This is a genomic window from Sphingomonas sp. CFBP9019 (assembly GCF_034045155.1).
Classification (GTDB): Bacteria; Pseudomonadota; Alphaproteobacteria; order Sphingomonadales; family Sphingomonadaceae; genus Sphingomonas; species Sphingomonas aerolata.
On the sequence record NZ_JAXCWK010000008.1, the window covers coordinates 1 to 23,602 of the forward strand.

The window sequence follows — 23,602 nt, forward strand, 5'->3', positions numbered from 1 at the left end:
CCGCCTGTGGGCGTTCGCAAGCGGTTCTAGTGTTCTCCCTTCTCGTGTGAAAACGGCTTTTGGGAAAGATCTATCGTTCCCAAAAGACCATCGTTTTCGAGGAAGCTTTGTGTCAAAACCGAACGGTTCTGACGCTTGAGATAGGTCGCCGCCTTTCAAGCGCTTACTGGTGTCAGAACCCTCATTCAGAATAGCTCGACAAGGGGTTGCAGTCGGTGGCTTGCTTGGACCAAATCGCTTTTCCGAAAGCGGTCGAGGTAATCTTCGGCGGTGACAGCGGGATTGTGAAACTGACGGCGTTGGTTTCCGATTGCGGTCAGCGCCTTGGCCGTATCGAGGTCGATGACATTAACGATGAAGTCGTCGGGATGCTTCACCTCGATACCGTGGCGGGCGGCTGCTTCGACCGGAAAATCCTTGAGGTTGTACGTGACAATCGCGTCGGCTCTGCCGTGAATCGCTGCGGCAAGAACATGGACGTCCTTGGGATCAGGCAGTGTCAGGGCAGGCATCAGCGGTTCGTAGCCTTCCACCAGCGCCTCTCCGAAGCTGTCCATGTAGGTCCGCTGGCGTTGGAAATGGTCAGCTGCCAGATCGGCAAACCGTCGCCTTAAGCTTTCCTCCCACTCGGCCAGGATGGCCTCGCTCCAGAGCGGCCGGAACAGCCGGCTGGCGGCGAACCACAAAAGCGCACCCCGCACGATGGAGGGGTGCATGACGTTGGCATCGAGCAGGACGGTGTAGCGGCCGACCAGCATCAGGGACGATCGAGAGGCGTGTGATCGTCGAAGAGGCCAGCTTCCTGATCCAGATCCGCCATTTCCTGCAGGGCCTCATGCCGGGCCGCATCCATGCGGCTGCGGTAGGTCAGCACGTCGCGTCCGAGCAGCTTACGATGCGTGCCGACCATCCGGAACGGCAGATCACCGCGTTCTAAGAGCTTAATGAGGTGTGGACGCGACATGTTGAGCAGGTCGGCTGCTTGGCTAGTTGTAAGCTCTGCCTGTACCGGCACGACAGTGACGGCATGACCGTTGCCGATCTCAACTAGCATCTTGACGATGCTGTTGAACACACCAGACGGCAGGCTGATAACGTCCTCACCTGCCCCTTCTACAGTCAGGTGAATAGGGCGGCTGGAATCTACCCTCGACAGTGCACGCGCGGCGTTACCGGCCGCCTCGATCTCGTGTGCAGTAGGCTCGTAGGCCTCGTCGATATTGAAGGCCACGGCGGCCATGTTTCATCTCCCAGGGCGGAAGCCATCTAGTGACTGCGAGTTGTAAACGCAATAAGTGAAACGAGTGTCAACGGGAAGACGTTCCACTGCGGTGATCGTCGAGCATGCTGAGCGGGGTGGGCGTAATCCAGTCGCCTCCCAGCTTGGGGTATGGACCGTAGAACAGATCACCCAGCGCACGCCGATAGTGCGCGTTCATCCAGCGCCGGCGTCGATGCTCCGGGCCATCGTGGAGCATGTGGCAGCGTTGGCAGAGCGCTGCGAGCTGGTGAAGCGCACTGTCGCTCGGATCATGGTTAAGGTGCGCACAGGCCAGGACCACCGGTGTCCACCGGCCTTGTACCAGAATGTTTTCCGTAGGCCGTCGCACGCGCCGGCCCCGGCCATTGCGCCAGCATTGCCGGTTCCGATCCCACCACCGTCCGTCGCCTAGGTGGAAGACCTTCTGCCTGTGGGGACGTCCACAATGCTCGCAGTGTCCCCCCGCCCGCACGAAGCGTACCTGGTGTGATAGCTGCACCCAGTCGATCGGGTACAAGAACACGTGCTCGGGCCGGATAGGCATCAGGCCTTCCCTGCCGAAGTGTCAGGCTGCGCAGTCCACCGCATTATAAAGCCACCGTCGCTGCGGTCAGCGCCCGGTAGAGTGTGGCATGGTGGCATTTGAGCAGCTTGGCGGCTTCGCGCACCGATGTGCCTTCGCTTATCAATCGTTCGCCGAGCGTGATCTGATCGGGGGTGAGCTTTGGCGGACGGCCAAAGCGGACTCCCCTCGCCTTAGCCGCCACTCGTCCGCTGCTGGTGCGCTGGTGGATCAGCTCACGCTCGAACTCAGCGATGCCGGCGAACACGGTCAGCACCATGCGACCAGCTGGCGAGGTCGTGTCGGCCCAGGGCTCGGCCAGCGAGCGCAGGCCGGAACCAGCCTCCTTCAGCTTCTCGGCGATGTCCAGCAGGTCGCGCGTCGAGCGCGCCAGTCGGTCGAGCCGCGTCACTACCACCGTGTCGTCGTCGCGCAGCTGCTCGATCATCTTGGCCAGCTCGGGCCGGTCACGCTTCGCGCCCGAGATCTTCTCCTCGAACGTCCGCTTGCATCCGGCCTCCTTCAACGCGGCGCGTTGCAGCCGGAGATCTTGGTCATCGGTGGACACACGAGCATAGCCAATCAGCATGTTGCAAAATTGTATCGTAATAAAAGTATTTTGCAACCGACTTTTGCGACATCAGCACATGAGAGAACACGAGCTCTAAGGGCTCTGTTGCGAAACTTAGAACATTTGAGACAGTCGACAGTTGCTATCCTGCGGCCCTCACAGCCTCATTCTTCAAGCCTGCCTGTGCGAGCCTCCTTCTTCGACTTGTCCCATTCCTTCTTGATGAGCCGTTGGGCTGCTTTCTCGACCGTATCCGCCTTTTTGAGCCAATCGGGCTTTGGAGTATGCCGCGCACTCACTAGCTCCTCGACTGCGCGGAAGAGCGCGCGATCCAGGGCATGTTTGTCCTCAGTCCCTACGTCGCGGCAGGCCGGGTTTAGGCGGAGTACGATACCAGCGCGCGCGGCATGTACCTTTCGCCAATTCACCGGCTTGGCAGGGCTAACTGCACCACGCCGCACCTCGGCCGTTAACTCTACAACCAGCCCTCGCATTGCTTCTCGCCATACCGCGCGCTCGCTGGTGACGATCTGGACGAAGATGGCCTTGTCTGCGTTCTCCTTCCCGGCCTGCGCGCCAAAACGCGCGCCAAGGTAGGCAAGCACGCCCGCAAAGGCCGTTCCGAAGCCCTGCACCCACGTCCAGCCGCCTGATCCTGACCCCCCTGATATTCCTGTCACGTATGCTCCCTTATGCCGCGAACCTCGGGTGCAGCTTACGACCACCCAACCACGCTGCTACAGGCCACGAAGGCTATCAGTTCACAAGTGAGATTGTTATCTTGCTCACTTGTGTGCTATCCATCATGTTCACACGCGAACACGTGCAGGGGCTACATGAAGACCATATCTATCATCAGCCAGAAGGGCGGAGCGGGTAAGACCACGCTTGCCATCCACCTTGCCGGTGCCGCCACCAGTGCGGGCCTCTCCGCGCTGATCCTCGACGCGGACCCGCAAGCGACCGCTAGCCAATGGAACCACTGGCGAGGCGGCGCGGACCCTGAGGTCGTAGATTGTGCCTCCCCCACCCTCCTTCCGCGCAAGGTGCAGCAAGCAGCCGATCTAGGCGCGGACCTAGTCATTATCGATACGCCCCCACACGCGGACATCATGGCGCGCGAGGCGTGCAAGGCTGCGGACCTGATCCTTATTCCTTGTCGTCCCCAAGCGTTCGACTTGTCAGCCGTTGAAACGACGGCCGAGCTGGTGAAGGCAGCAGGCAAGCCGGCCTTCGTGCTCTTCATGGGCGGTCCTCAGCGCGCGCCAACTACTTACAGAGACGCGCGGGAGCTGATTGAGGGCAGCGAAGGCGTTGAGGGTATGGGTGTGCCGGTCGCGCCCGTCATGCTCACGATGCGCGCGATCTATCACCACAGCACGGCGCAAGGGAAAACCGCGATAGAGGCGGAGCCTGACGGTAAGGCGGCGGAGGAGATCGCCGCGCTATGGACGTGGACAAGCGAACGTGTGAACTTGCCCACAAGTAAGCAGGGCAGAAAGAAGCGAGGCTGACATGAGCAAATTTGGCGCCATGAGGCAGCAGCGTGCAGAACGCGCGAAGGTGGAGCCGAGCGTCTCGACCCCAGCCATTGAGGGCTCGGCGTCGGTGCGATCGGCGGCGCGGCAGGGCAAGAAGGCTGTCAGCGCATACTTTAGTCCGGAAGTTAGCCGAGGCTTAAATGTGCTGGCGGCCGAGAACGGAACTACCCTTCAGGCCTTGATGGGCGAGGCAATCGACCTTCTCATGCGCCAGTACGGCAAGCACCCGTTCGGGGAGCGGTGACGCGCAGCTTTGAAGAGGGGTCTGCACATAGAACGGACCCAGATGTACGCTAACGCGATCGGGTGTCAGCAAACCCCCAGATTCGGGTTTCCGTACAGCTGACCAAAGCGACAGGGTTTGTCGCACACTCTGCCATCCTGTTGGCGCCACGACCCAAGGCCGGAGCGCACCCTGTCCGAAAGCATGTGTTTTCCGACAGTCTCAAAACGCTGCGGCAGCCTATACCAGCGTCATGACCAAGATACCGGATACGGACAAGAGATCGCAGGTTTCACCGGAATCCTCATTTTTGCACCTGAACGACGGCGCCCGGCATCATCGGGTCGCCCGGAGCAATGACGAGGTAACGGCGCATGTCGCCTTTTGCGTCGCTGACGATCTGGCGGAGCGGTCCGAGCGTGTTGACTATCGCGCCGCCCGCCGGATTGGTCATGAACTTCGCCAGAGGCTGGATCACGCCGCTGCCATCAGCGCGGGAGGATAGCCCAAGGACATAGGGCATCTTTGGACTGAGGCCCGCAACCGCCGCCTGCAAAATCTGGACTTGGCCCTGATCGAACAGCGTGACCTGGCTGCGCCCAGTCCCGGAAAGAGTCAGCTGGATCTTCATGCCGGCCTGGGCGAGCGGCATCAGGTTTGCACGGCCATCGCCTACCGGCACCGCGCCGGGAACGTAGGCCACGCCTTGGGGCCCCTGACCGATCGGAATCGTCGCGATAACGGTGTTGCTGGCGGTATCGATCGCCGCGACTGCGTCGGCGTTCTCCAGCCCGACATACATCCGCGTACCGTCGCCCGACGGCCAAAGGCCGTGCGGGAGCGCGCCGACCGGGATGTTCGCGACCTGCGCGAAGTCGGTGGTGCGGAACACCTTGACGACGTTCTCGGTGCCGACCGTCACATAGGCGAACTGGCCAGCCTTGGTGCGGGCGATGTTGACGTGGTTGGTGATCGCGCCTGTGTCGAACGTCTTGAGCACTGCGAAGGGTGGCTTGGCGTCGAACACCATGACTTTGCCGACGTCTTTCAGCGTCAACCAGACCTGCTTGCCGTCGGGCGTCGCGGCGATGTCGGGGCAGAACGGGCTCGCCTGCTTGACGCGACCGACGATCTTCTTCGAGGCGGTGTCGATCACAACGGTCTCGGGAGAAAAGCTCGAACAGACGTAACCGTATTTCCCGTTCGGCGAGAAGATCGTCATGCCGGGGCCATTAGGAACGGGGATGCGCGTAGTCGGCGCGAAGGTCTTGCCGTCGAGCACCTGGATATAATCCTCGCCGCGCACCGCGACCCAGACTTCGCGACCGTCGGGGCGGAAGAACGCTTCGTGCGGCGATCGGCCCACATAGGTCGTATGCTTCACGGCATTGGTCGCAGTGTCGATGAACGTCACCGAGTTCGAGCCGATCGAGATCGCCGCCAGCGTCTTGCGATCAGGCGAGAAGCCCATGCCGTGGACGAGCAGCTGTCCCTTGTAGAGCGGGCTGAGGTTCGCGGGGGTCTGGTCGCCGAGTTTTATCACGCCGAGCAGCGTGTTGGTCGACGGATCGATCACCGACACGGTGTTGGAGAACTGGTCCGAGGTGTAGAACCGGTCCTGCGCGCTGACGGGGACGTCGGGGGTCGCGTTCGGCACTTGCTGGGCAAACGCAGGGCCCGAGAAACACAAGGCGGCGCAGGCGGTTAGGGTGAAACGCTTCATGGACGGTCTCCGTGATGGGGGTGACCGGTCGCGGTCGGTTCGGTGTGAGGCAGCAACGCGCCGCCTTCGGATAGGATGCCCTGCATCACCGCGATTTCCTGACGCTGTTCGACGATGATTCCCTGGGCGAGCCGGCGCAGGCGTTCATCCTTGCCGAACCGCAGTTCGACTTCGGCCATGTCGATCGCACCCTGATGATGCGGGATCATCATTCTTGCGAAGTCGCGATCGGGATCGCTTGAATAACCGGTCATCATCGCGCCGTGCATCCGCGCCATCGCCGCATCCATTGCGGACGCGAAACCGTCCGTTTGCGCTAACGCACCCGTCGATACGGACACGGCTATCGCCGTTAGCAAGGCCGTGCGAGATTTCATCGTCATGCCTTTAGTATTCCCATTTATGACACGCGAGCGATGAATGCCGAGCGTGACAGCGTAAATGATCGCGGCGCAGCCATCGATCCAACGCATAAGCATGGTTGTTCTGATCATCTAAAAAGAACGGTAGACAATCTATGATCGCGTTTTCGTATTGAAACCATCGTTACCATGCGTTGGACGCAGGGGAGATATCGGTCGATCTAGCGGCATCGGACTGGCACGATCACCCGCCGGATCCGCGATAAGGATCAAACGATGAAAGCTGCGATCGTTCTGGTTGCCGCGATGTTGGCCTCCGTAGCCCCAGTCCCGGCGATCGCTCAGGCCTATTGGGCTGCACCTGCGGCGGACGACTTTCCCTGCGATATCAAGGCGGTTCAGGCACCGTGGTCGAAGGCTGATATCGACCTTAGTCATCATGACCGGATCTATGTGTCTGACCCGACATCGACAAAGATCGTTGTCATCGATCCTGCAGCGGGCAACGAACTGGGACGCATCGACCTCACCAAAAGCGCGATAGCTGAGCCCAGCTTTTCCAGCCCCAAAGTCCAGCACCTGGCTGCAACGCGTGACGGGCGGACCCTGGCGGTATCGGCATTAGCGCAGCACAGTGTGACGCTCGTAGATCTGGCCACGAACACGGAACGAGGCCGGACCGTGTTCCAGACGTCGCCTACCGCCGTCGCGTTTACGCCCAATGGGCACGAACTCTGGGTTTCGCTCGGCGATGAACATGCCATCGCAGTCGTGGATCCTAAGACCGCGCGGGAGATCACCCGCGTACCAGCAAGTGGCGGAGCGGGCGCGACCATCCTGTCGCCAAACGGACGCTATGCCTTTGTATCGCTTACTGAAAGGCCGTCCATCCTGGTTGTCGACGTCGAGCATCGGCGCGTCGTCGGACACGTTGCCAGCAACGGTGCAGGTGAGGGAGCAATCGCGGTCTCGCCAGATGGCAAACAGATTTGGGCAACACGCCGCGAGAGCGGCACGACCACGGTTTTTGCTGCCAAACCGCCGTTTGCGGTACGCGAAGTGATAAACACTGGTCCAGCAACGGGCGCGGTCAACTTCGCCCAGCGCGCGGACGATTCCTTTGCCTATGTCAGCATTGGCGGCGATCAACCTGCAATCAAGGTCTATAGAACCGACAGCCTGGAGGCTGTGGCAACCGTCCCGCTACAAGCGGCTCCAAGTGCGGTTTGGCCGTCGGGCGATGGTACGAGAATCTATGCCAGCCTGGCCGGAACCAACAAGGTCGCTGGGATCGACACGCTGACGTACACCACCGTGTCGACAATCCCTATCAGTACGGATGCGCAAAGCCTGATCTACGTTCCTGGTGCCGTGCGATCAGGAAAAGGTCTCGCCAATCTGGTGCCATCCGGGCGCGATGCGGCGCTTGCCGTGGCGGCGCGTTGATCGGTCTTACACCGTCTGTAATTTCCCAAGGAAAGCCCTTTCTAAAATGACCAAGCCCCCCGTCAGGATCGCGATCAGCGGTGCCGCAGGACAAATTTGCTATTCGCTGCTCTTCCGGGTTGCGCAGGGTGACGTGTTCGGACCGGACCAGCCCGTTATCCTTCAACTGCTCGACGTGCCGCAGGCTATGGACGCCGTACGCGGCGTGGTCATGGAACTGGAGGATTGCGCGTTCCCGCTACTGGCAGGTGTGATCATTACTGATGATCCGATGGTGGCTTTCAAGGACATCGATGCGGCCATGCTGGTTGGGTCTCGTCCCCGCTCAAAGGGCATGGAGCGCCGTGATTTGCTCGCTGCCAACGCAGCGATCTTCAAGACGCAGGGCGCAGCATTGGACGCAGTGGCCAAACGTGACGCCAAGATCCTGGTCGTCGGCAATCCCGCCAACACAAATGCCTGGATTCTTGCGCAAAGCGCACCGGGTTTTCCTGCCGAAAACATCACGTCGATGATCCGCCTCGATCACAACCGCGCGCAGGGACAGCTTGCGGCCAAGGCGGGTGTAGGTGTCGATGCGATTACAAAGCTCGTCGTCTGGGGAAACCATTCGCCGACGATGTTTGCCGACTGGGGGAATGCCGAACTCGATGGCCAAAAGCTTGCCGACCGTATCGGAAACGAGGCCTGGTACCGCGAAACCCTGATCCCCACCGTTGCGCAGCGCGGAACCGCGATCATCGAAGCACGGGGTGCGTCCTCGGCCGCGTCGGCCGCAAATGCAGCGATCGACCATCTGCGCGACTGGGTGCACGGCGCAGGCGATAATTGGGTGTCGATGGGCGTGGTGTCAGATGGCTCCTACGGTATCCCGCAAGGACTGGTGTGCGGCGTGCCGGTGCACTGCATGAGCGGTGGGTATGCGCGTATCGAAGGCCTGACCCTCGATCCGTTCCAGCGATCGATGCTCGATCGCACGATTGCCGAACTGGTCGATGAACGTGAGGCGGTTATCGACATTCTGAAATGACCAATCGGTATATCTGATTGGAATGACCGTAATCTTTGCTTGGTACGATTGATCTCCTTTCCCTATCATTGGGGCAAGGAGATCGGGCATGACCCTCGAACAACTCAGGATTTTCGTCGGTGTCGCAGAGCGCGAGCACATGACGCGCGCTGCCGAAGCGCTCAATGTGACGCAGTCGGCCGCAAGCGCTGCCATCGCCGCGCTAGAAGCTCGGCACGGCGTGCCGCTGTTCCACCGGGTCGGCCGCGGGATCGAACTGTCCGAAGCGGGCCGCATGTTTCTGATCGACGCGCGCGCCGTCCTTGGCCGTGCGGCGAGCGCGGAACTTGCACTGGCCGAATATGCCGGGCTGGAGCGCGGCACACTGCGGCTGGTCGCAAGCCAGACGATCGCGGGCTATTGGCTGCCCCGCCAGCTAGCGGCGTTCCATGCGCGCTACCCCGCGATCACGATCGAACTGGCGATCGACAACACGGAAGGGGCCGCGGCGCGCGTGCTCGACGGCGCAGTCGAGCTCGGCTTCGTCGAAGGTGTGATCGACGAGCCCGCGCTCGCGCATTGGACGGTCGCGAACGACCGCATGGTGCTGGTTAGCAACCGCGCTGCCGACACGATCGACGAGGACTGGATCCGCGCCGCGCGCTGGATTATCCGCGAGCAGGGATCGGGCACGCGCTCGTCGTTCGAGGAGGTGTTGCGCCAGCGCGGCGTCGATCCGTCGGACCTCACCACCGCGCTGACCCTGCCGTCGAACGAGGCGGTCCGCAGCGCGGTCGAGGCTGGCGCAGGCGTCGCGGTCCTGTCGCAGCATGTCGTCGCACCTGCAATCGCGGCCGGAACGTTGCACGATCTGCCGCTCGGTCTGCCGCGGCGTCCGTTCTACGCGCTGAGGCACAAAGAGCGCTATCGTACCCGGGCGGCCGATGCGCTGACCGATCTCATCAAGGAGACTGGCAAGTGACCGCCGATTTGAAACCCGTTCTCGATGGCCTGAAGCCGCTCAGCCGGCTCGACTCTCCACGCGAGATGATCCGGCAGTTCACCCCCAACTGGTTCGCCGCGACGATGGGCACCGGCATCCTCGCGCTGGCCTTGCCGCAGGTTCCGGGGGTCGGCGCATCGCTGCACCCGGTCGGCGAGGCACTGTGGTATTTCAACATCGCGCTCTTCACGCTGTTCGCCGGGCTCTACACCGCGCGCTGGACCATGTTCGGGCACGAGGCGCGGCGGATCTTCGGGCACAACACCGTATCGATGTTCATCGGTACGATCCCGATGGGCCTCGCGACGATCATCAACGGGTTCCTGGCGTTCGGCCTGCCGCGGTTCGGCGCCGGCGTGATCCCGATCGCCGAGACATTGTGGTGGATCGACGTCGCGATGTCGCTCGCCTGCGGTGTAGCGATCCCCTACCTCATGTTTACCCGGCACGAACATTCGCTCGACGGCATGACCGCGGTGTGGCTCCTGCCAGTGGTCGCGGCCGAGGTCGCAGGCGCGAGCGGAGGCCTGCTCGCACCGCATCTGGCCGACGCCCATCATCAGTTCGTGGTGCTGGCGACCTCCTATGTCCTGTGGGCCTATTCGGTGCCGGTCGCGTTCGGCATTCTCGCGATCCTGATCCTGCGGATGGCTCTCCACAAGCTGCCGCACGAGAGCATGGCCGCCTCGAGCTGGCTCGCGCTCGGTCCGATCGGCACCGGTGCGCTCGGGATGCTGGTGCTCGGTAGCGACGCGCCCGCGATCCTCGCCGCCAACGGCCTCGGCCAGATCGGCGCAGTGGCGCAAGGAATCGGCACGATCGCCGGGCTGTTGCTCTGGGGCTTCGGCCTGTGGTGGCTGGCGCTCGCGACGCTGATCACGATCCGCTACTGGCGCGCGGGCATTCCGTTCAACCTTGGGTGGTGGGGCTATACCTTCCCGCTCGGCGTCTACACGGTCGCGACCTTCAAGCTCAGCACGACGCTCCAGCTCGGCTTTTTCGGGATCGTCGGCACCGTCCTCACGATCGCACTCGCCGCGATGTGGCTGCTGGTCGGCGCCAAGACGGTCGCAGGCGGCTGGCGCGGAAACCTGTTCGTGTCGCCCTGCATCGCCCAAGCCAATTAAAGGGCCGAACTGATCGTCCTGCCGGATCGAACCGGCGCATCCGATCGACCCGTACCGGGCAGACCGGCGGACAGGTCGCGCATACAGATCATGACAGAAACGGGAGAATGTTGGTGGACAGCCTGGATATGAAACTGGCGCAGGAGACGAACCGCCGTCGCTTTCTCGCAGAGGCTGCGATCGGCAGCGGCGCGCTGATCGCCGCACCCGCGCTGGCGCAGAGCATGGTCGACCTGCATCTGCCGGGTGGCCCATCGGAACGGCCGATGACCAGTGCGTTCCCCGGCAAGGGCAGCATGATCCTCCAGCGGATCCACCCGCCGCTGCTGGAAACGCCGATGAGCGTGTTCAATGGCGACGTCTTTACGCCGAACGACCAGTTCTTCGTCCGCTGGCACTGGGCCGACATTCCGACCGCGATCGATGTCGAGGCATTCCGGATCAAGGTGCACGGCGCGGTCACGCGGCCGCTGTCGATCTCGCTCGCGCAACTGCTGAAGTTGCCGCGCGTCGAGCTGGCGGCGATCAACCAATGCTCGGGCAATTCGCGTGCGCTGTTCCAGCCGCCCGTCGCGGGCGCGCAGTGGCGCCACGGGGCGATGGGCAACGCCAAATGGCTAGGCGTGCGGCTGCGCGATGTGCTCGACATCGCCGGCGTGAAGCCGGGCGCGGTCGCGGTACGGTTCGGTGCGCTCGACCAGCCGGTGGTTGCGGGCGCACCGGATTTCGCCAAGTCGCTGTCGATCGACCACGCACGCGACGGCGAAGTGATGCTCGCCTTCGGGATGAACGGTGAACAGATGCCGCTCCTCAACGGCTTCCCGGTCCGGCTGATCGTACCCGGCTGGTATTCGACCTATTGGGTCAAGATGCTGAACGACATCGAGGTGCTTGCCGCGCCCGACGACGGTTACTGGATGGCTAAGGCGTACAAGATCCCTGACACTCCAGGCGCGAACGTGCGGCCTGGCCAGAAGGATTTCCCGGCCGTCCCGATCAACAAGATGATCCCGCGCAGTTGGGTCACGAGCCTCGACGAAGGGCAGGCGATCGCGTTCGACCGGTCGATCCCGCTGGGCGGCATTGCGATGGGCGGCGATTGCGGCGTCGCCAAGGTCGATGTGTCGACCGACAACGGCAAGACCTGGTACAAGACGACGCTCGGCCCCGATCACGGCAAATACAGTTTCCGCCGCTGGGACGCGCAGGTGCCGCTCACGCATGCGGGTCCGACCAGACTGATGTCGCGCTGCTGGAACACCGCCGGCATCGCGCAGCCGATGACGCCGATCTGGAACCCGGGCGGGTTCATGCGCGGCAACATCGAAACCACCAACATCGTCGTCGGCTGAGGAGCGCTCCCCCATGAAAACGCCTTCCATCGGCACGCTGTCGTTCGGGTTCGTCGGCGCGACCGTCGTTCTTCTACTCGCGATCGGTGCCCCGAACAGCCGCATCGCCCCGCCGCCTGCCGCCCCGACCGCACCACCGCCGCCAAGCGTTTCGGCGCGCGGCTTCTCGCTGGCGTCCACCTCGGTCGATCTCCCGACCGACGAAGGGCAATATCCCGCCGGCCCGCATGCCGACGTCATCAACGCCAACTGCACCTCGTGTCATTCGGCGAGCATGGCGCTGAACCAGCCGCCACTCTCCTCCGATCAGTGGACCGCGGAGGTCACCAAGATGCGCGAGGTCTACAAGGCTCCTGTTGCACAGGCTGACGTGCCGGCGATCGTCGCTTATCTGACCGCCATGAGCGCAAAGCAGCCGGGCGCCGCGAAGGGCAAGGCGCAAGACCCCGATCCGAAGGCTGCGCCCGACGTATCGGGGGGATCAGGCTAAGCACATCACTCACGACACGCGGTTCTGCGCGCGAAGTGCTGTGCGGCGTGTACGTGTCTCGCGCAGTGTTGCATTGGGCGCGAGGCCGTTCGCGGGCACCTTGGGTATCGCAACGCGCTGCGACAGGTAGATGCCATTGTGGCCCGAGCAGAGATAGGCCACGAAACAGGCGACGGCGATCGGCACCGCATAGCTGGCGCCAAACAGTTCAATCCCCATGAAGGTGCAGGCGAGCGGGGTATTGGCAGCCCCGGCAAAGACCGCAACAAAGCCGATCGCGGCGAACAGGCCCGTCGGTACGTCCAAGAAAGGCGCCAGCGCGTTACCGAGCGCCGCGCCGATGAAGAACAACGGCGTGACTTCACCGCCTTTGAAACCCGCACCGAGCGTGACGACAGTAAACAGCAGCTTGATCGCCCAACTCCACGGATGCGTGTCTGGTCCGAAGAAGCTGGCGATGGTAAGGCTCTCGGGCCTCGCTGCCAGGACACCCAGGCCTAGATAGTCGCGCGTGCCGAACAGGAAGACGAGCGCGATAACGACGACCCCGCCGATCACTGGACGTAGCGGACCATAGGGGACGATCCGCTTCAGACATCCCCCGACCACGTGGTTGGCTTCGGCGAAGGCCAAACCGACCAATCCGAATATGATCCCCGCAATACCCGCCTTCGTCACGAGCAGCGCATCGACCGGTATCAACGCACCGATCGGGTAGACACCGTGATGGATACCCCAGGCGAGGCACGTCCAATCGCCGACTAGCGCTGCAACGAGGCAAGGCACTAGCGCGGAATATTCAACGCGGCCGATCGCCAGCACTTCGAGCGCGAAGACCGCGCCTGCGATCGGCGTGCCGAAGACCGCGCCGAACCCGGCTGCGATACCCGTCATCAACAGGATGCGCGTGCCGCCCGCATCGAGGCGGAGCGCGCGGCCGAAACCGCTGGCAAGGCTTCCACCCAATTGGACGGCGGTGCCCTCACGTCCGGCCGAGCCACCGAAAAGATGCGTCACCACTGTGCCGAAGAAGATGAGCGGCGCCATCCGCAGAGGCACCCCGCCGCCAGGCTCGTGGATCTGCTCGACGATCAGATTGTTGCCGCCTTCCACTGTGCGCCCGGTGACATGGTAGAGGAATCCGACAACGAACCCGCCCACCGGTAGCAGATAGAGCAGCCAAGGCGATGCAAACCGCAGTCGCGTAACGGTATCGAGACTCAGCAGGAACGCCGCACATAGCGTCCCGACGAGTGCCGCCATGGGCAGCAAGATCAGCGCCCAGCGCAGGACAGAGATCGCATGGTCGTGACGATCGCGCATGAATGCCGCGACATTCAGCGTGCCGACGAGATTGCGAAAGGTAGCGCGCACAATTCCTCCTTGCTGCCTGAAGGCGCCAAGTAGGAATCATCAGCTCTTATCAGAGCGGTTCGGCCAAATTGCCCGGCAGAAATCCATTGCCAAAGTCGATCTATGAGACGTTTGCCCCAACCGTCAATGGGCATGTTGGTCGGGCAAATGCTCGGACCGGGCAGTCGGCAGCGTCTATCTAAGCCCGTTATTATGTACCGACCCCGGGTACGCTGCATGCGGGACCGATCGGCTTTGGCCCACGTCGTTTTTGGGCTTCGTCACAAGGGGGTGATACCGCACGAAAGCCGCGGATGCGCTGCGGGGTCTGATCGGCTCGCAGCAAACCTAGGGATGGCTGCTACGAGCGTGCCGTCCAGATGCCGACGAGCGCGGCCAGTGACACGAGCATGAGAAACCCGTTCATCACTAGGAGCAACGTCGCTGGCAGGCGCTTGATGTCCGGTCGTGGCGGCGGGGCGCCTGCGCCCATCTCTCGCCACACCGCAGCGGCGAAGCAAAAGGCGCTGAACAAGATCAGCATGGTCCCGGTCGCCGTCGCCAGCCACGGGAACACGACGTCCTTGAGCAGCGCGCGCGCGCCGATACCGGAAGCGAGCGCCGCCAGTCCGGTACGTACCCAGGCAGCATAGGTGCGTTCGCCGGCGAGGATTGTGCGGTCCGCGGCAAGCTCTGTGCGACGGTCGGCGCTGTCCACCTGCTGGACTGCGCTGTCCTTCAGCTTGCTCGCGCTCTCCGCCAGCTTCGCATGGGCCCGATCGGCGTCGTGCGGCGCGTCCATCAGCCAGCGGTAACGGCGATGCGATGCCAGGCAGTCGAGAGATAGCCGGCGAAGTTCCAGATCGCCTCGGGCCGTTCGGGCTGCATCTGCCCGGCACCGTCAACGGCGCGCACGATCAGGACGTGGAGTCCGGGAGACAGATCGACCGTGACGTGCCACTGCGTCCAGCTCCAAGGCGCATCGGGTTTTGCAGTCAGTTCCGCCTGCAGCCAGTCGGTGCCGCCATTGACGGAGACCTCGACGCGCGAGACCGCTCGGCCGAAGGCGACCGCATAACCCGCGATTTCGCACGCGCCGGCGCTGACATGCGCGCCGTCCACCGGCGCGCAGATCGCAGCATTGAGCGGCATCTCCTCGATAGTCAGACCCCGATCCCAGTCCGCGTCCTCCTTCGCTACCGATGCCGGAAAGAGCTTGTAGTCCTTGGCCTGGATCGGCGCATCGGACGGGCGATCGCGCACCTCGATGCGCGTCAGCCACTTGGCGCTACGAACGCCCGCATAACCCGGCACGACGAGCCGCAGCGGTGCGCCATGTTCGGGGGCCAGCGCCTCGCCATTCATGGCCCAGACGATCAGCACGTCGGGCTCTAGCGCCTTGGCGATCGAGATCGAGGCACCGAACGGTGCCGTCTCACCATCGACATCCACGTTGTCGGCCCCCGTAGTGCCGACGAACGACGCGCCGTCCTGGATGCCGGCTGCGGCGAGCACGTCGCACAGTGCGACGCCGGTCCACGCCGCATTGCCAATCGCGCCCACGTCCCAGGGATCGCCCGAAGTCTTTTCCACGTCTTGAAGATGTGCCCGACGATTGCCGGCGCACTGCATGGTCGCGGTCACTGTCCGGGTCGCAAATGCCGTTTGAAGTTCGGCAACCGTGTAGGAGCGCGGGCGGTCGACTAAGCCGTCCAGCGCTATACGATGATCGTCGGCCAGCTCCGGCGTTGGTCCGTGACTGCGGATGTAGAAGTTCGCCTGCGGCGTCAGGAAGGACGTGATCAGTTTATCCGGGGGCGTTTCCGCATTGAGCGGCTCCGGACAGCGGAGGATCAGATTCTGTTCGGCGCGATCGGATGCGGTCATGCAAGCGGCCTACCATGATGAAATCAGTAGCGAAATCGATCGTTTTGCTGGGCGATGTCACCCAGACTCTTTCGATAGCCTATCCCTTTCTAGACGGCGGTGGAGCGATCACCATGCCGTCGCGCGAAAGGCGCCGAGCGCCAGACAGCCTTTCCCGTAGATCGTCGCGATGTGACTGGACTTGCTACGACGGCTTTGTCCCAAAAGTCGTCGCTAGGTACTAGGGATGACGGAAAACCCTGTCGCCATCGCAGATGCGCGACAAACGGGTGATTTGCGCCGCCTGAACCCGGATGAGGGCGCTTAACGTATATCTGGGTCCGTTCTATGTACCGACCCCGAAGAGGGGGCGATCCGAATGATCCGTCCCGAGTGGAACATGCAAGGGCTGGGTGAATGCCCGGCATCTGTAACGGGCACCCCGGAATCCGCCAGCCCACTTGTTGGCATGTGAACATGATAGCACGAGAACACGAGAACACGATGGAACGTGAACACGTGTCTGGCATGTAGAGGTTGGTAGCAAAGCCTATCGGTGAGTTTTGGGGTAGCGGCTCACCTTTGGGCCGACGCGCTGAAATCTACCAGCACGGGCAGTTCGGGAATTCCGCCGCGCAGCTTTGCCCGTCGTACAATGCTGTGCTGGTCGATCAGGTTCTGTGCGTCGCGCTTGCCGCTGGACGTTTTTGGGAACCAGTGGAGTGCCACCCGTTCGACCTTGCGCCCGTTCTTGATCGGCGTGAAATCGACATAGAAGGGGCAAAGCTTGTTAATTTCCTCGACAGCCACCTTCAGACAATATTTGTTCATATCAGCGAAGCGTTCGAGTTTACCTTCAGGCACGTTAAGCAGGCCGCGCAGCTCTTCGATCGTAAACTCCTCTTTCTGTTTGTATTCGAGACCAATGCGCCGCTCGATCATTTCATAGAGACAAAGTGCGTATTTTGACTCGAAGCAATACATTACCTGCGTCTTGAGACGGGCATAAACCTGACTGTTCCGCAGTATCTCGATTAGCTCTTCTGGGATACGATAGTGAAGGAAGCCGTCTTTTTCGAGGCTTTCATCACTTGGGCCGAGCAGCTGGACACGGCGCTTGTAGCTCTTGCCATCCTTGCGGATCGTGACGATCGCGATGGTGCCCATGAGGCGCAGCAGTGAACTCTCTATGCGCTCGTTGCCTTGGTGCGTCCCTTTCAGTCCGGATTTCGCAATGCGATGGATGATCGGCTCGCCAATGCGTTCCCAGGCATTGGCGATCAGCAGGTTGTAGATACGGCGATCCGCGAGGGTGAGGGGGCTTAGCTCTACAATATCGACCAACTCGCCGGGCTTGACGATTTCACCGTAGTTGGCGGGATCAAAAGGATTTCCACGTCCCTTCTGGGCCAGCGTGCGGAATGTCATATCGACCACGGCAGGTTGCGACATAGGCTTGACCAACGGTGAGCTAGAGGAACTTACCAACTCACCCTAATCACGAAAAGTGAGCTAGGCAAATGTTTCAGCTCCCCCGTGGAGCAGAGAGGCGGATACCCCAAAACTCACCGATCCTTTTAACCCAACCATTGGGGTACCCCAACACTCACTGGACCCTGCCCGAACACTCACTTTTACCGACCCCAAAGCTCACCGCATGCTACCCCGAAACTCACGCGAATCGACCCCAACGCTCACTATTGGAGGCATTTTTCGGCAGAAATACGGACCTTTCAGGGCTCTGAATCTTGAATCAGAAGAATTAGAGAATCTGAACGGCGAAAGGTGAGCTTTGGGGTGGCGAGCCTGTGGATAACCACCGTCAGAATAGGCAAATGGAATCGGCCTAATGGCCGATGCACTATTCGTCTGGTGCCAGCTGCGCTGTCACCAGAGCGGCGCAAACGCCGCGTGCTTAGCGGAAAAAGAAGAAAGGCAAGCTGGCGACCAGATACTACGCCAGAGCCGACCAAGAGCGCCATGAGGGCAGGGAAGAGGGCTTTGCCACGATCCGCACCCTTGCAGCACCGAACCTCGCTGTTGGTGCTTAAATCAGCTCCTTCGCGATCGGTTTCGTAGATCGTCAATCCGATCACCAGCTCCGTCACCTTCGGAAGGTGAGGCGCTACCCCAAAACTCACCTTTCGCACATCGTCACGCAGGATCGAACAGGCCAGTGAACTCGCGTTGATCGTAGTAGCGGATTTTCTCGACCGCGAGCGGGTTTTCGCCCTGGCGGAGCAGCAGAAGCTGATCGGGCCGCATTCGCATGATTTCGTCCGGTGTGGCGAGCCGGCGAGCGGAGACGTGCCCGCTGACACTCTCCGAGGGACCAGCGCGGTTTTCGCCCCAGCCGGTGCCGCGCGACGTGCTGACGGTATCATATTCGATCGTGGTGTCGCCGATCGTGCGCGAGAGCATGTCGGCGGTGGCATGATCGTTGACCCCGAACGTCTGGATCACGCCGGCGTTGGACATGAAGGTGCCGGCGCGCTCGCCATAGGTGGCCTTAAGCTGGTGCATGTCCTGGAGGATCGGCCAGAGCTGGAGGCCATAGCCCGCCATCAGGCCCATCGCGCGTTCAACCGGTTCGAGACGGCCGAGCGCGGCGAACTCGTCCAGCAGGAACAGCACGGGCCGGGCAGGACGGGCGGTGGACCGCGCCATGTCGGTGACGGCCTGGCTCACCAGCAGCCGCAGCCAGCGCGCATAGGTGTCGAGCCGATCGGGCGGCAGGCACAGGAACACGGTGGCGGTCGTGTCCTTCAGCCCCGCGAAGGTGAAATCCGACGCGGCGGTGCTGGCGACGATGCGAGGGCTGTCGAGAAAGTGGGTATGGCGCTGTGCCGAGGACAGCACGCCAGCGGCTTCGCGATCGGACTTGCCGAGCTGGCGGTTGGCCGCGCGCGCTATCAGGCCACCGGCCCCGGCGCTGTCCTGCATATCGGCCAGCAACGCGGCGAAGCCAGCAGGGGCGAGCGTCAGCTTGTCGCGTATCGTTGCCAGCACGCGGCGATCGGCGGGTTCGTGGACGACGGTGTGCAGAATCAGCCCGGCGATCAGCGCCTTGGCTTCCTCGTTCCAGTGCGCTTCGCCCGATTGTCCCGGCGCGTCATGCACCAGCGCGTCGGCGAGGGTGTTGGCATCTTCCGCGAGATCGAGGCTGGCGGGATCGAGCCGGTCGAGCGGATTGTAGCGGGCAGGCGGCTGACCCGACACGCCGAACGGATCGAGGCACCAGACCTTGCCCTTGGCGGCACGCGCACGGGCGGTGACGCGAGCGTTCTCGCCCTTGGGGTCGATGCAGATCACCGAGCGATCGAGCAGCAGCAGGTTGGGGATAATCGTACCGACACCCTTACCTGAGCGGGTGGGTGCCATCGTCAGCAAATGCGCCGCGCCGTCGTAGTGCAGCAGCTTCCCCGACCTCGCCGAGCGGCCGATCAGAAGATCCCCGTTCGCTTCCAGCTTCCGCACGTCAGCACGGTCGCCAAAACGGGCGGAGCCGAGCAGATCATTGCGCTGGTTGGCGGCACGCCGGTTGAAGCGCCACGCCAGGAACAGGATCGCGCCGGCCAGCAGGAACGGAATGTCGGTCGCTATCTCGCCATAACCGAAGATGCTCTTGAGCCAGGCATTGCTCGCCATCAGCACCACAAAGGCGACGAAGACGGCGAGAAGCGGGCTGATCCGTCGCCTGGGCATCAGTGCGCCGCCATCGGCGTGATCGGCAGAGACCGATCGGCGTCGGGATGATCGAGCAGCCGAAGCAGGATTTGCGAGACGAGGGGAGGGGGTACACCCTCATCCAGCATCATTGTGAAAAACGCATCGTCGTTAGGCGTCGGGATCATGTCCTCGATGACCAGGTTGGCGCGCGAGTCCGCCATGTCCTCATGCCACATCGCGATTTCCGCCGGCGTGCCGCGCACGAAATTCATCGCGCGGACTTGGGCACGGATCGTCTCGATATCGAAATCGCTCATTGCGCTTCGCTCCCTTCCGCTTCCGCGTCGAACGCCCGCTTGCCGCGCCGCTTCCATAGCGCCAGCACGTCGCCAGCATCGTCGCCGCGACCACGCCCGGCGAGATCGAGCAGCGCGCCGTAGAGCGTGGCGCGATCGTCGTCGGTCAGCTCGACCAGCCCGGCTTTCTGGACCAGCCCGCCCAGTTCAATCAGATGGCGTGTTCGTTCGCGACGTTGCACGACCCAGCCCCTGCTATCCGTTCGCCGTTCCGCCGCTTCCGCCCGCAGCGTCGCCGCCTGGTTCAGTCGCAGTGCCCGATCCGTCGATTGCAGCAGCGCCGCCACCTTTGCGCCCACGTCGTTGAAAGAAGGCCGCGCCCTTCGCGCGCCATGCCTCCTTCGCGCCCGCATCCTTTGATCCGATCGCATCGAGCAGCACCCCGGCGAGGGTTTCCGGATCAAGCGCATCGGCCCCGGTCGCAACGACGAGCTGGCCAAGCTGTTCGACCCGCTTTGCCTTGAGCGCGCGGGCCTTGTCACCCAGTGCCTTCAGCTCGGCATCGTAATCGCGAACCTTCCGCATCGCCTTTACCCTTCCGCGTATCGCTCATCAACATCTTAGCGCGCCGAGCATATGGGTAAAGCCAGAACGAGCAGAACGCAGCACCAAGTCAATCAGGAGGAGCGAAGCGGAGGATGAGTGCGCGCTTATACGTCGTTGCCGACGTGCGCTCAGAAGTGCAATAAGCAGGGCGTCATGGCGATCTACCATTTCTCCGCCAAGGTTGTGAGCCGCGCGAACGGATCGAGCGCCGTCGCGAGCGCCGCCTATCGCTCCGCATCCGAGCTGCACGACGATCGGTTGAACCGGAATCACGACTTCAGCAACAAGGCAGGCGTGATCCACTCCGAAGTGATGTTGCCACAGGGCGCACCGGAGCGTTTAAACGACCGCACGACCTTGTGGAACGAGGTGGAGGCAGGCGAGAAACGCAAGGACGCGCAGCTTGCCCGTGAGGTGGAGTTCTCGATTCCGCGTGAGATGAACGAGAAGCAGGGCGTCCAGCTCGCACGCGATTTCGTGAAGAAGCAGTTTGTCGATCGCGGGATGGTCGCTGATCTGAACGTGCATTGGGACAAGGCGAAGGACGGCACGCCCAAGCCGCACGCGCATGTCATGCTTGCGATGCGCGACGTGGGGCTGGAGGGGTTCGGGAAGAAGAACCGCGACTGGAACTCGACCGAGCTTTTGAAGGACTGGCGCGAGGCGTGGAGCGCCCACGTTAATGAGCGCATGGCCGAGCTTGGGCTTGAGGGTCGCATCGACCACCGCAGTTACGAGGCGCAGGGGATCGGGCTGGAGCCGCAGCACAAGATCGGCCCGGCCGCATCGCGTCGTCCGGAGCAGGGGCTTGAGGCGGAGCGGATCGAGGATCACACGCGCATCGCTCGTGAGAACGGCGAGAAGATCATCGCCGATCCCAATGTCGCGCTGGACGCCCTCACGCGGCAGCAGGCCACGTTCACCGTCCGTGACCTTGCGACGTTCGCGTTCCGGCACAGCGACGGCAAGGAGCAGTTCGACCAGGTGATGGGGGCGGTGCGCGCCAGCCCTGAGCTGGTCGCATTGGGGAAGGATGGACGCGACCAGGAGCGGTTCACGTCGCGCGACATGATTGCGGTGGAGAACCGGCTTGAGCGTGCCGGCGACGATCTGGCGGGCCGGGGCGAGCATGGCGTCGCCGATCGGCATCGTGACGTCGCGATCGGCGCGGCCGAGGGGCGTGGCCTTGTCCTGTCGGGCGAGCAGCGCGACGCCTTCGATCATGTGACCGGCGACGCGGGGCTGGCGTCCGTCGTCGGCTATGCCGGCAGCGGCAAGTCGGCGATGCTTGGCGTGGCGCGCGAGGCATGGGAGGGGCAGGGTTACACGGTTCGCGGCGCGGCGTTGTCGGGCATTGCGGCCGAGAACCTTGAGGGCGGATCGGGCATCCAGTCCCGCACCATCGCTAGCCTGGAACACGCATGGGGGCAGGGCCGCGAGCAGCTAGGCCCCAAGGACGTGCTGGTAGTGGACGAGGCTGGCATGATCGGCTCGCGCCAGATGGAGCGGGTGCTGTCCCAGGCACGCGATGCTGGGGCCAAGGTCGTGATGGTCGGCGATCCTGAGCAGTTGCAGGCGATCGAGGCGGGCGCGGCGTTCCGCAGCGTCACCGAGCGGCACGGCGCGGCCGAGATCACCGAGATACGCCGGCAGCGCGAGGACTGGCAGCGCGACGCCACACGTGCGCTGGCGACCGGGCGCACCGGCGAGGCGATCCACGCCTATGACGGCAAGGGCACGGTCCACGCGGCCGACACGCGCGAGGCGGCGCGGGGCGCGCTGGTCGATGGTTGGGATCGCGCGCGCCAGACCGAGCCGGGCAAGAGCCGCATCATCCTCACCCACACCAACGCCGAGGTGCAGAGCCTCAATGGCGAGGCGCGCGACCGGTTGCGCGCGAGCGGCGACCTTGGCGATGACGTGACGGTGAAGGCCGAGCGCGGCGAGCGGCAGTTCGCGACCGGCGACCGCATCATGTTCCTTCGCAACGAGCGCGGCATGGGGGTCAAGAACGGCACGCTGGCGACGATCGAGCGGGTATCGCCCGAGGGCATGGCGGTGCGCCTCGATGACGGGCGCGGGGTCGCGTTCGACACCAAGGATTATGCCCATGTCGATCACGGCTATGCGGCGACGTTCCACAAATCCCAAGGCGTGACGGTCGATCGCGCCCATGTCCTCGCCACTCCGGGCATGGACCGCCACAGCGCCTATGTCGGCATGTCGCGGCACCGCGACGACGTGCAGCTTCACTATGGCCGCGACGACTTCACCGACCAGCGCCAGCTTGTTCGCGCTCTGTCGCGCGAACGCGGCAAGGACATGGCGGGCGATTACGCTAAGCCCGAGCAGGATCAGGCGCGGGCGTTCGCCGATCGGCGCGAGATCCGGTTCCCGGAACTCGCACGCCAGATGGTCGAGAAGGTGCGCGACAAGGCCAAGGGCATGTTTGCCGGTTTCCGGCCAAAGCCGGCTGTCGCGAAAGAGGGGGCGATTAACACTGCCCGCGATCACGGGCAGGGGGGTCCGATTAACACCGCCCGTGATCGCAGCCAGGGGGGGCCGATTAACACCACCTTGGACGTCTCTCAGGCCAAGGCGATCGAACGCTATGCACGTGCCGCGGGCGATATCGGCCGGATGCGCAACAAGGGTCTGCCCGTGCTGCCGCATCAGGAGAGCGCTTTGCAGAAGGCTGGCGAGAGGCTGGACGCGACCCGTCCCCATGCCGCGCGCGACCTTGCATCGGCGCTTGCGCGTGATCCGAAGCTTATCGAGCAGGTGTCGGGCGGCAATACAGTTGGCGCGGCACGCGCGATGGCCGACGAGAAGCGTGTGCGGCTAGACCCGGACGCGCGTGCCGAGCGGTTCGTGGAAGGCTGGCAGAAAATGCAGCAGGCGCGGGCAGGCATGGAGCGGGCCGGCGACAGTGCCGGTGCCGAGCGGTTGCGCGAGCGGATGGAGAAGGCGGCGGGCGGGCTGCACCGTGACCCGCAGCTCGAATCCGCACTGCGTCGCCATGCACCCGACCTGGCGCTGAAGCAGGAAAGCGAGCGGTCGATCGGCGATGCGCTGTCGTCGTCGCTCGATCGTGGGCGCGACCGGGATCGGGGGATGAGCCGGTGACGGTTCGTGCTTTCGG

23 protein-coding genes and 1 riboswitch are annotated in these 23,602 nt (G+C 63.1%); of the genes, 9 read left to right on the plus strand and 14 right to left on the minus strand.

Translation table 11 applies throughout. From position 1 onward, the window contains the following. Window positions 1-185 precede the first annotated feature (185 nt). From SOM18_RS18340 to SOM18_RS18355, 4 genes are all read right to left on the minus strand, one after another. A complete protein-coding gene (locus SOM18_RS18340; protein ID WP_055763351.1) occupies window positions 186-758 on the minus strand; it encodes a PIN domain-containing protein in 573 nt (190 codons plus the stop codon). Then, window positions 758-1,240, minus strand: coding sequence for a helix-turn-helix domain-containing protein (locus SOM18_RS18345; RefSeq protein ID WP_055763354.1), 483 nt, complete (start codon window positions 1,238-1,240; stop codon window positions 758-760). Before SOM18_RS18345 ends, SOM18_RS18340 begins: the two co-directional genes overlap by 1 nt. 608 nt (window positions 1,241-1,848) lie before the next feature. Beyond that, window positions 1,849-2,412 carry a recombinase family protein gene (locus tag SOM18_RS18350; RefSeq protein ID WP_031392880.1) on the minus strand — a complete coding sequence of 188 codons (564 nt, stop codon included), beginning with the start codon at window positions 2,410-2,412 and terminating at the stop codon, window positions 1,849-1,851. A gap of 146 nt (window positions 2,413-2,558) precedes the next feature. After that, window positions 2,559-3,029: a hypothetical protein gene (locus tag SOM18_RS18355; RefSeq protein ID WP_031392881.1), complete on the minus strand. Its 471-nt coding sequence runs from the start codon at window positions 3,027-3,029 to the stop codon at window positions 2,559-2,561. Window positions 3,030-3,230: 201 nt separating this feature from the next. Between SOM18_RS18355 and parA the strand changes: the two genes are divergently transcribed. Together parA and SOM18_RS18365 are read left to right on the plus strand one after the other, a co-directional pair. Next, a complete protein-coding gene (gene parA / locus SOM18_RS18360) occupies window positions 3,231-3,908 on the plus strand; it encodes a ParA family partition ATPase (protein ID WP_031392882.1) in 678 nt (225 codons plus the stop codon). 1 nt (window position 3,909) lies between these two features. Then, the gene (locus tag SOM18_RS18365; RefSeq protein WP_031392883.1) at window positions 3,910-4,179 is read left to right on the plus strand and encodes a ribbon-helix-helix domain-containing protein; all 270 of its coding nucleotides are present in this window, start codon (window positions 3,910-3,912) and stop codon (window positions 4,177-4,179) included. A 283-nt stretch (window positions 4,180-4,462) separates the two neighbouring features. On the opposite strand, the gene SOM18_RS18370 is transcribed toward SOM18_RS18365, so the two are convergent. After that, a complete protein-coding gene (locus SOM18_RS18370; RefSeq protein ID WP_051916163.1) occupies window positions 4,463-5,881 on the minus strand; it encodes a YncE family protein in 1,419 nt (472 codons plus the stop codon). Continuing rightward, window positions 5,878-6,354 (minus strand): CopM family metallochaperone, encoded by a 477-nt coding sequence (gene copM, locus SOM18_RS18375; RefSeq protein WP_234387257.1) that lies wholly within the window; start codon window positions 6,352-6,354, stop codon window positions 5,878-5,880. The genes SOM18_RS18370 and copM overlap by 4 nt, the downstream gene beginning before the upstream one ends. 165 nt (window positions 6,355-6,519) lie before the next feature. Here copM and SOM18_RS18380 point away from each other — a divergent pair, with 165 nt between their 5' ends. The 6 genes from SOM18_RS18380 (at window position 6,520) to SOM18_RS18405 (ending at window position 12,670) form a co-directional block, all read left to right on the plus strand. Continuing rightward, on the plus strand, window positions 6,520-7,689 hold the full coding sequence (locus SOM18_RS18380; protein ID WP_051916164.1) for a hypothetical protein: 1,170 nt from the start codon (window positions 6,520-6,522) through the stop codon (window positions 7,687-7,689). 46 nt (window positions 7,690-7,735) lie between these two features. Continuing rightward, complete coding sequence (locus tag SOM18_RS18385; RefSeq protein ID WP_031392887.1) at window positions 7,736-8,719, plus strand: malate dehydrogenase; 984 nt, start codon at window positions 7,736-7,738, stop codon at window positions 8,717-8,719. Window positions 8,720-8,807: 88 nt separating this feature from the next. Then, the gene (locus SOM18_RS18390; RefSeq protein WP_055843145.1) at window positions 8,808-9,680 is read left to right on the plus strand and encodes a LysR family transcriptional regulator; all 873 of its coding nucleotides are present in this window, start codon (window positions 8,808-8,810) and stop codon (window positions 9,678-9,680) included. Beyond that, window positions 9,677-10,828: a TDT family transporter gene (locus SOM18_RS18395; protein WP_055843147.1), complete on the plus strand. Its 1,152-nt coding sequence runs from the start codon at window positions 9,677-9,679 to the stop codon at window positions 10,826-10,828. The genes SOM18_RS18390 and SOM18_RS18395 overlap by 4 nt, the downstream gene beginning before the upstream one ends. Before the next feature lie 107 nt (window positions 10,829-10,935). After that, complete coding sequence (locus SOM18_RS18400) at window positions 10,936-12,180, plus strand: molybdopterin-dependent oxidoreductase (protein ID WP_197977952.1); 1,245 nt, start codon at window positions 10,936-10,938, stop codon at window positions 12,178-12,180. Window positions 12,181-12,193: 13 nt separating this feature from the next. Then, window positions 12,194-12,670, plus strand: coding sequence for a hypothetical protein (locus SOM18_RS18405; protein ID WP_031392891.1), 477 nt, complete (start codon window positions 12,194-12,196; stop codon window positions 12,668-12,670). A gap of 9 nt (window positions 12,671-12,679) precedes the next feature. Here the strand turns inward: SOM18_RS18405 and SOM18_RS18410 are convergent, their stop codons facing one another. The 8 genes from SOM18_RS18410 to SOM18_RS18445 form a co-directional block, all read right to left on the minus strand. Continuing rightward, window positions 12,680-14,044, minus strand: a complete 1,365-nt coding sequence (locus tag SOM18_RS18410; protein ID WP_031392892.1) for a voltage-gated chloride channel family protein — start codon at window positions 14,042-14,044, stop codon at window positions 12,680-12,682. A gap of 23 nt (window positions 14,045-14,067) precedes the next feature. Further along, a riboswitch (Fluoride riboswitch) is annotated at window positions 14,068-14,144 on the minus strand. 240 nt (window positions 14,145-14,384) lie between these two features. Next, complete coding sequence (locus SOM18_RS18415; protein WP_051916165.1) at window positions 14,385-14,825, minus strand: YidH family protein; 441 nt, start codon at window positions 14,823-14,825, stop codon at window positions 14,385-14,387. Continuing rightward, window positions 14,825-15,910 carry a sulfite oxidase gene (locus SOM18_RS18420; protein WP_055843150.1) on the minus strand — a complete coding sequence of 362 codons (1,086 nt, stop codon included), beginning with the start codon at window positions 15,908-15,910 and terminating at the stop codon, window positions 14,825-14,827. Before SOM18_RS18420 ends, SOM18_RS18415 begins: the two co-directional genes overlap by 1 nt. 555 nt (window positions 15,911-16,465) lie before the next feature. Continuing rightward, window positions 16,466-17,341, minus strand: coding sequence for a replication initiation protein (locus SOM18_RS18425; RefSeq protein ID WP_031392895.1), 876 nt, complete (start codon window positions 17,339-17,341; stop codon window positions 16,466-16,468). Between the two features lie 702 nt (window positions 17,342-18,043). Continuing rightward, window positions 18,044-19,594: a type IV secretory system conjugative DNA transfer family protein gene (locus tag SOM18_RS18430; protein ID WP_201780962.1), complete on the minus strand. Its 1,551-nt coding sequence runs from the start codon at window positions 19,592-19,594 to the stop codon at window positions 18,044-18,046. Continuing rightward, the gene (locus tag SOM18_RS18435) at window positions 19,594-19,875 is read right to left on the minus strand and encodes a hypothetical protein (protein WP_055843152.1); all 282 of its coding nucleotides are present in this window, start codon (window positions 19,873-19,875) and stop codon (window positions 19,594-19,596) included. Before SOM18_RS18435 ends, SOM18_RS18430 begins: the two co-directional genes overlap by 1 nt. Then, window positions 19,872-20,096 (minus strand): conjugal transfer protein TraD, encoded by a 225-nt coding sequence (locus SOM18_RS18440; protein ID WP_031393026.1) that lies wholly within the window; start codon window positions 20,094-20,096, stop codon window positions 19,872-19,874. Before SOM18_RS18440 ends, SOM18_RS18435 begins: the two co-directional genes overlap by 4 nt. Before the next feature lie 13 nt (window positions 20,097-20,109). Further along, complete coding sequence (locus SOM18_RS18445) at window positions 20,110-20,439, minus strand: conjugal transfer protein TraD (RefSeq protein WP_031393025.1); 330 nt, start codon at window positions 20,437-20,439, stop codon at window positions 20,110-20,112. Window positions 20,440-20,613: 174 nt separating this feature from the next. On the opposite strand from SOM18_RS18445, the gene traA reads away from it, so the two are divergent. Next, window positions 20,614-23,586 (plus strand): Ti-type conjugative transfer relaxase TraA, encoded by a 2,973-nt coding sequence (gene traA / locus SOM18_RS18450; protein WP_320482139.1) that lies wholly within the window; start codon window positions 20,614-20,616, stop codon window positions 23,584-23,586. Window positions 23,587-23,602 lie beyond the last annotated feature (16 nt).

Coding starts and splice junctions, on each gene's coding strand:
- SOM18_RS18405 (WP_031392891.1), top strand. CDS start 12,194: ATGAAAACGCCTTCCATCGGCACGCTGTCGTTCGGGTTCGTCGGCGCG.
- SOM18_RS18380 (WP_051916164.1), top strand. CDS start 6,520: ATGAAAGCTGCGATCGTTCTGGTTGCCGCGATGTTGGCCTCCGTAGCC.
- SOM18_RS18420 (WP_055843150.1), bottom strand. CDS start 15,910: ATGACCGCATCCGATCGCGCCGAACAGAATCTGATCCTCCGCTGTCCG.
- SOM18_RS18415 (WP_051916165.1), bottom strand. CDS start 14,825: ATGGACGCGCCGCACGACGCCGATCGGGCCCATGCGAAGCTGGCGGAG.
- traA (WP_320482139.1), top strand. CDS start 20,614: ATGGCGATCTACCATTTCTCCGCCAAGGTTGTGAGCCGCGCGAACGGA.
- SOM18_RS18425 (WP_031392895.1), bottom strand. CDS start 17,341: ATGTCGCAACCTGCCGTGGTCGATATGACATTCCGCACGCTGGCCCAG.
- SOM18_RS18400 (WP_197977952.1), top strand. CDS start 10,936: ATGTTGGTGGACAGCCTGGATATGAAACTGGCGCAGGAGACGAACCGC.
- SOM18_RS18390 (WP_055843145.1), top strand. CDS start 8,808: ATGACCCTCGAACAACTCAGGATTTTCGTCGGTGTCGCAGAGCGCGAG.
- SOM18_RS18370 (WP_051916163.1), bottom strand. CDS start 5,881: ATGAAGCGTTTCACCCTAACCGCCTGCGCCGCCTTGTGTTTCTCGGGC.
- SOM18_RS18385 (WP_031392887.1), top strand. CDS start 7,736: ATGACCAAGCCCCCCGTCAGGATCGCGATCAGCGGTGCCGCAGGACAA.
- SOM18_RS18435 (WP_055843152.1), bottom strand. CDS start 19,875: ATGAGCGATTTCGATATCGAGACGATCCGTGCCCAAGTCCGCGCGATG.
- copM (WP_234387257.1), bottom strand. CDS start 6,354: ATGCGTTGGATCGATGGCTGCGCCGCGATCATTTACGCTGTCACGCTC.
- parA (WP_031392882.1), top strand. CDS start 3,231: ATGAAGACCATATCTATCATCAGCCAGAAGGGCGGAGCGGGTAAGACC.
- SOM18_RS18345 (WP_055763354.1), bottom strand. CDS start 1,240: ATGGCCGCCGTGGCCTTCAATATCGACGAGGCCTACGAGCCTACTGCA.
- SOM18_RS18365 (WP_031392883.1), top strand. CDS start 3,910: ATGAGCAAATTTGGCGCCATGAGGCAGCAGCGTGCAGAACGCGCGAAG.
- SOM18_RS18445 (WP_031393025.1), bottom strand. CDS start 20,439: ATGCGGAAGGTTCGCGATTACGATGCCGAGCTGAAGGCACTGGGTGAC.
- SOM18_RS18340 (WP_055763351.1), bottom strand. CDS start 758: ATGCTGGTCGGCCGCTACACCGTCCTGCTCGATGCCAACGTCATGCAC.
- SOM18_RS18350 (WP_031392880.1), bottom strand. CDS start 2,412: ATGCTGATTGGCTATGCTCGTGTGTCCACCGATGACCAAGATCTCCGG.
- SOM18_RS18430 (WP_201780962.1), bottom strand. CDS start 19,594: ATGCCCAGGCGACGGATCAGCCCGCTTCTCGCCGTCTTCGTCGCCTTT.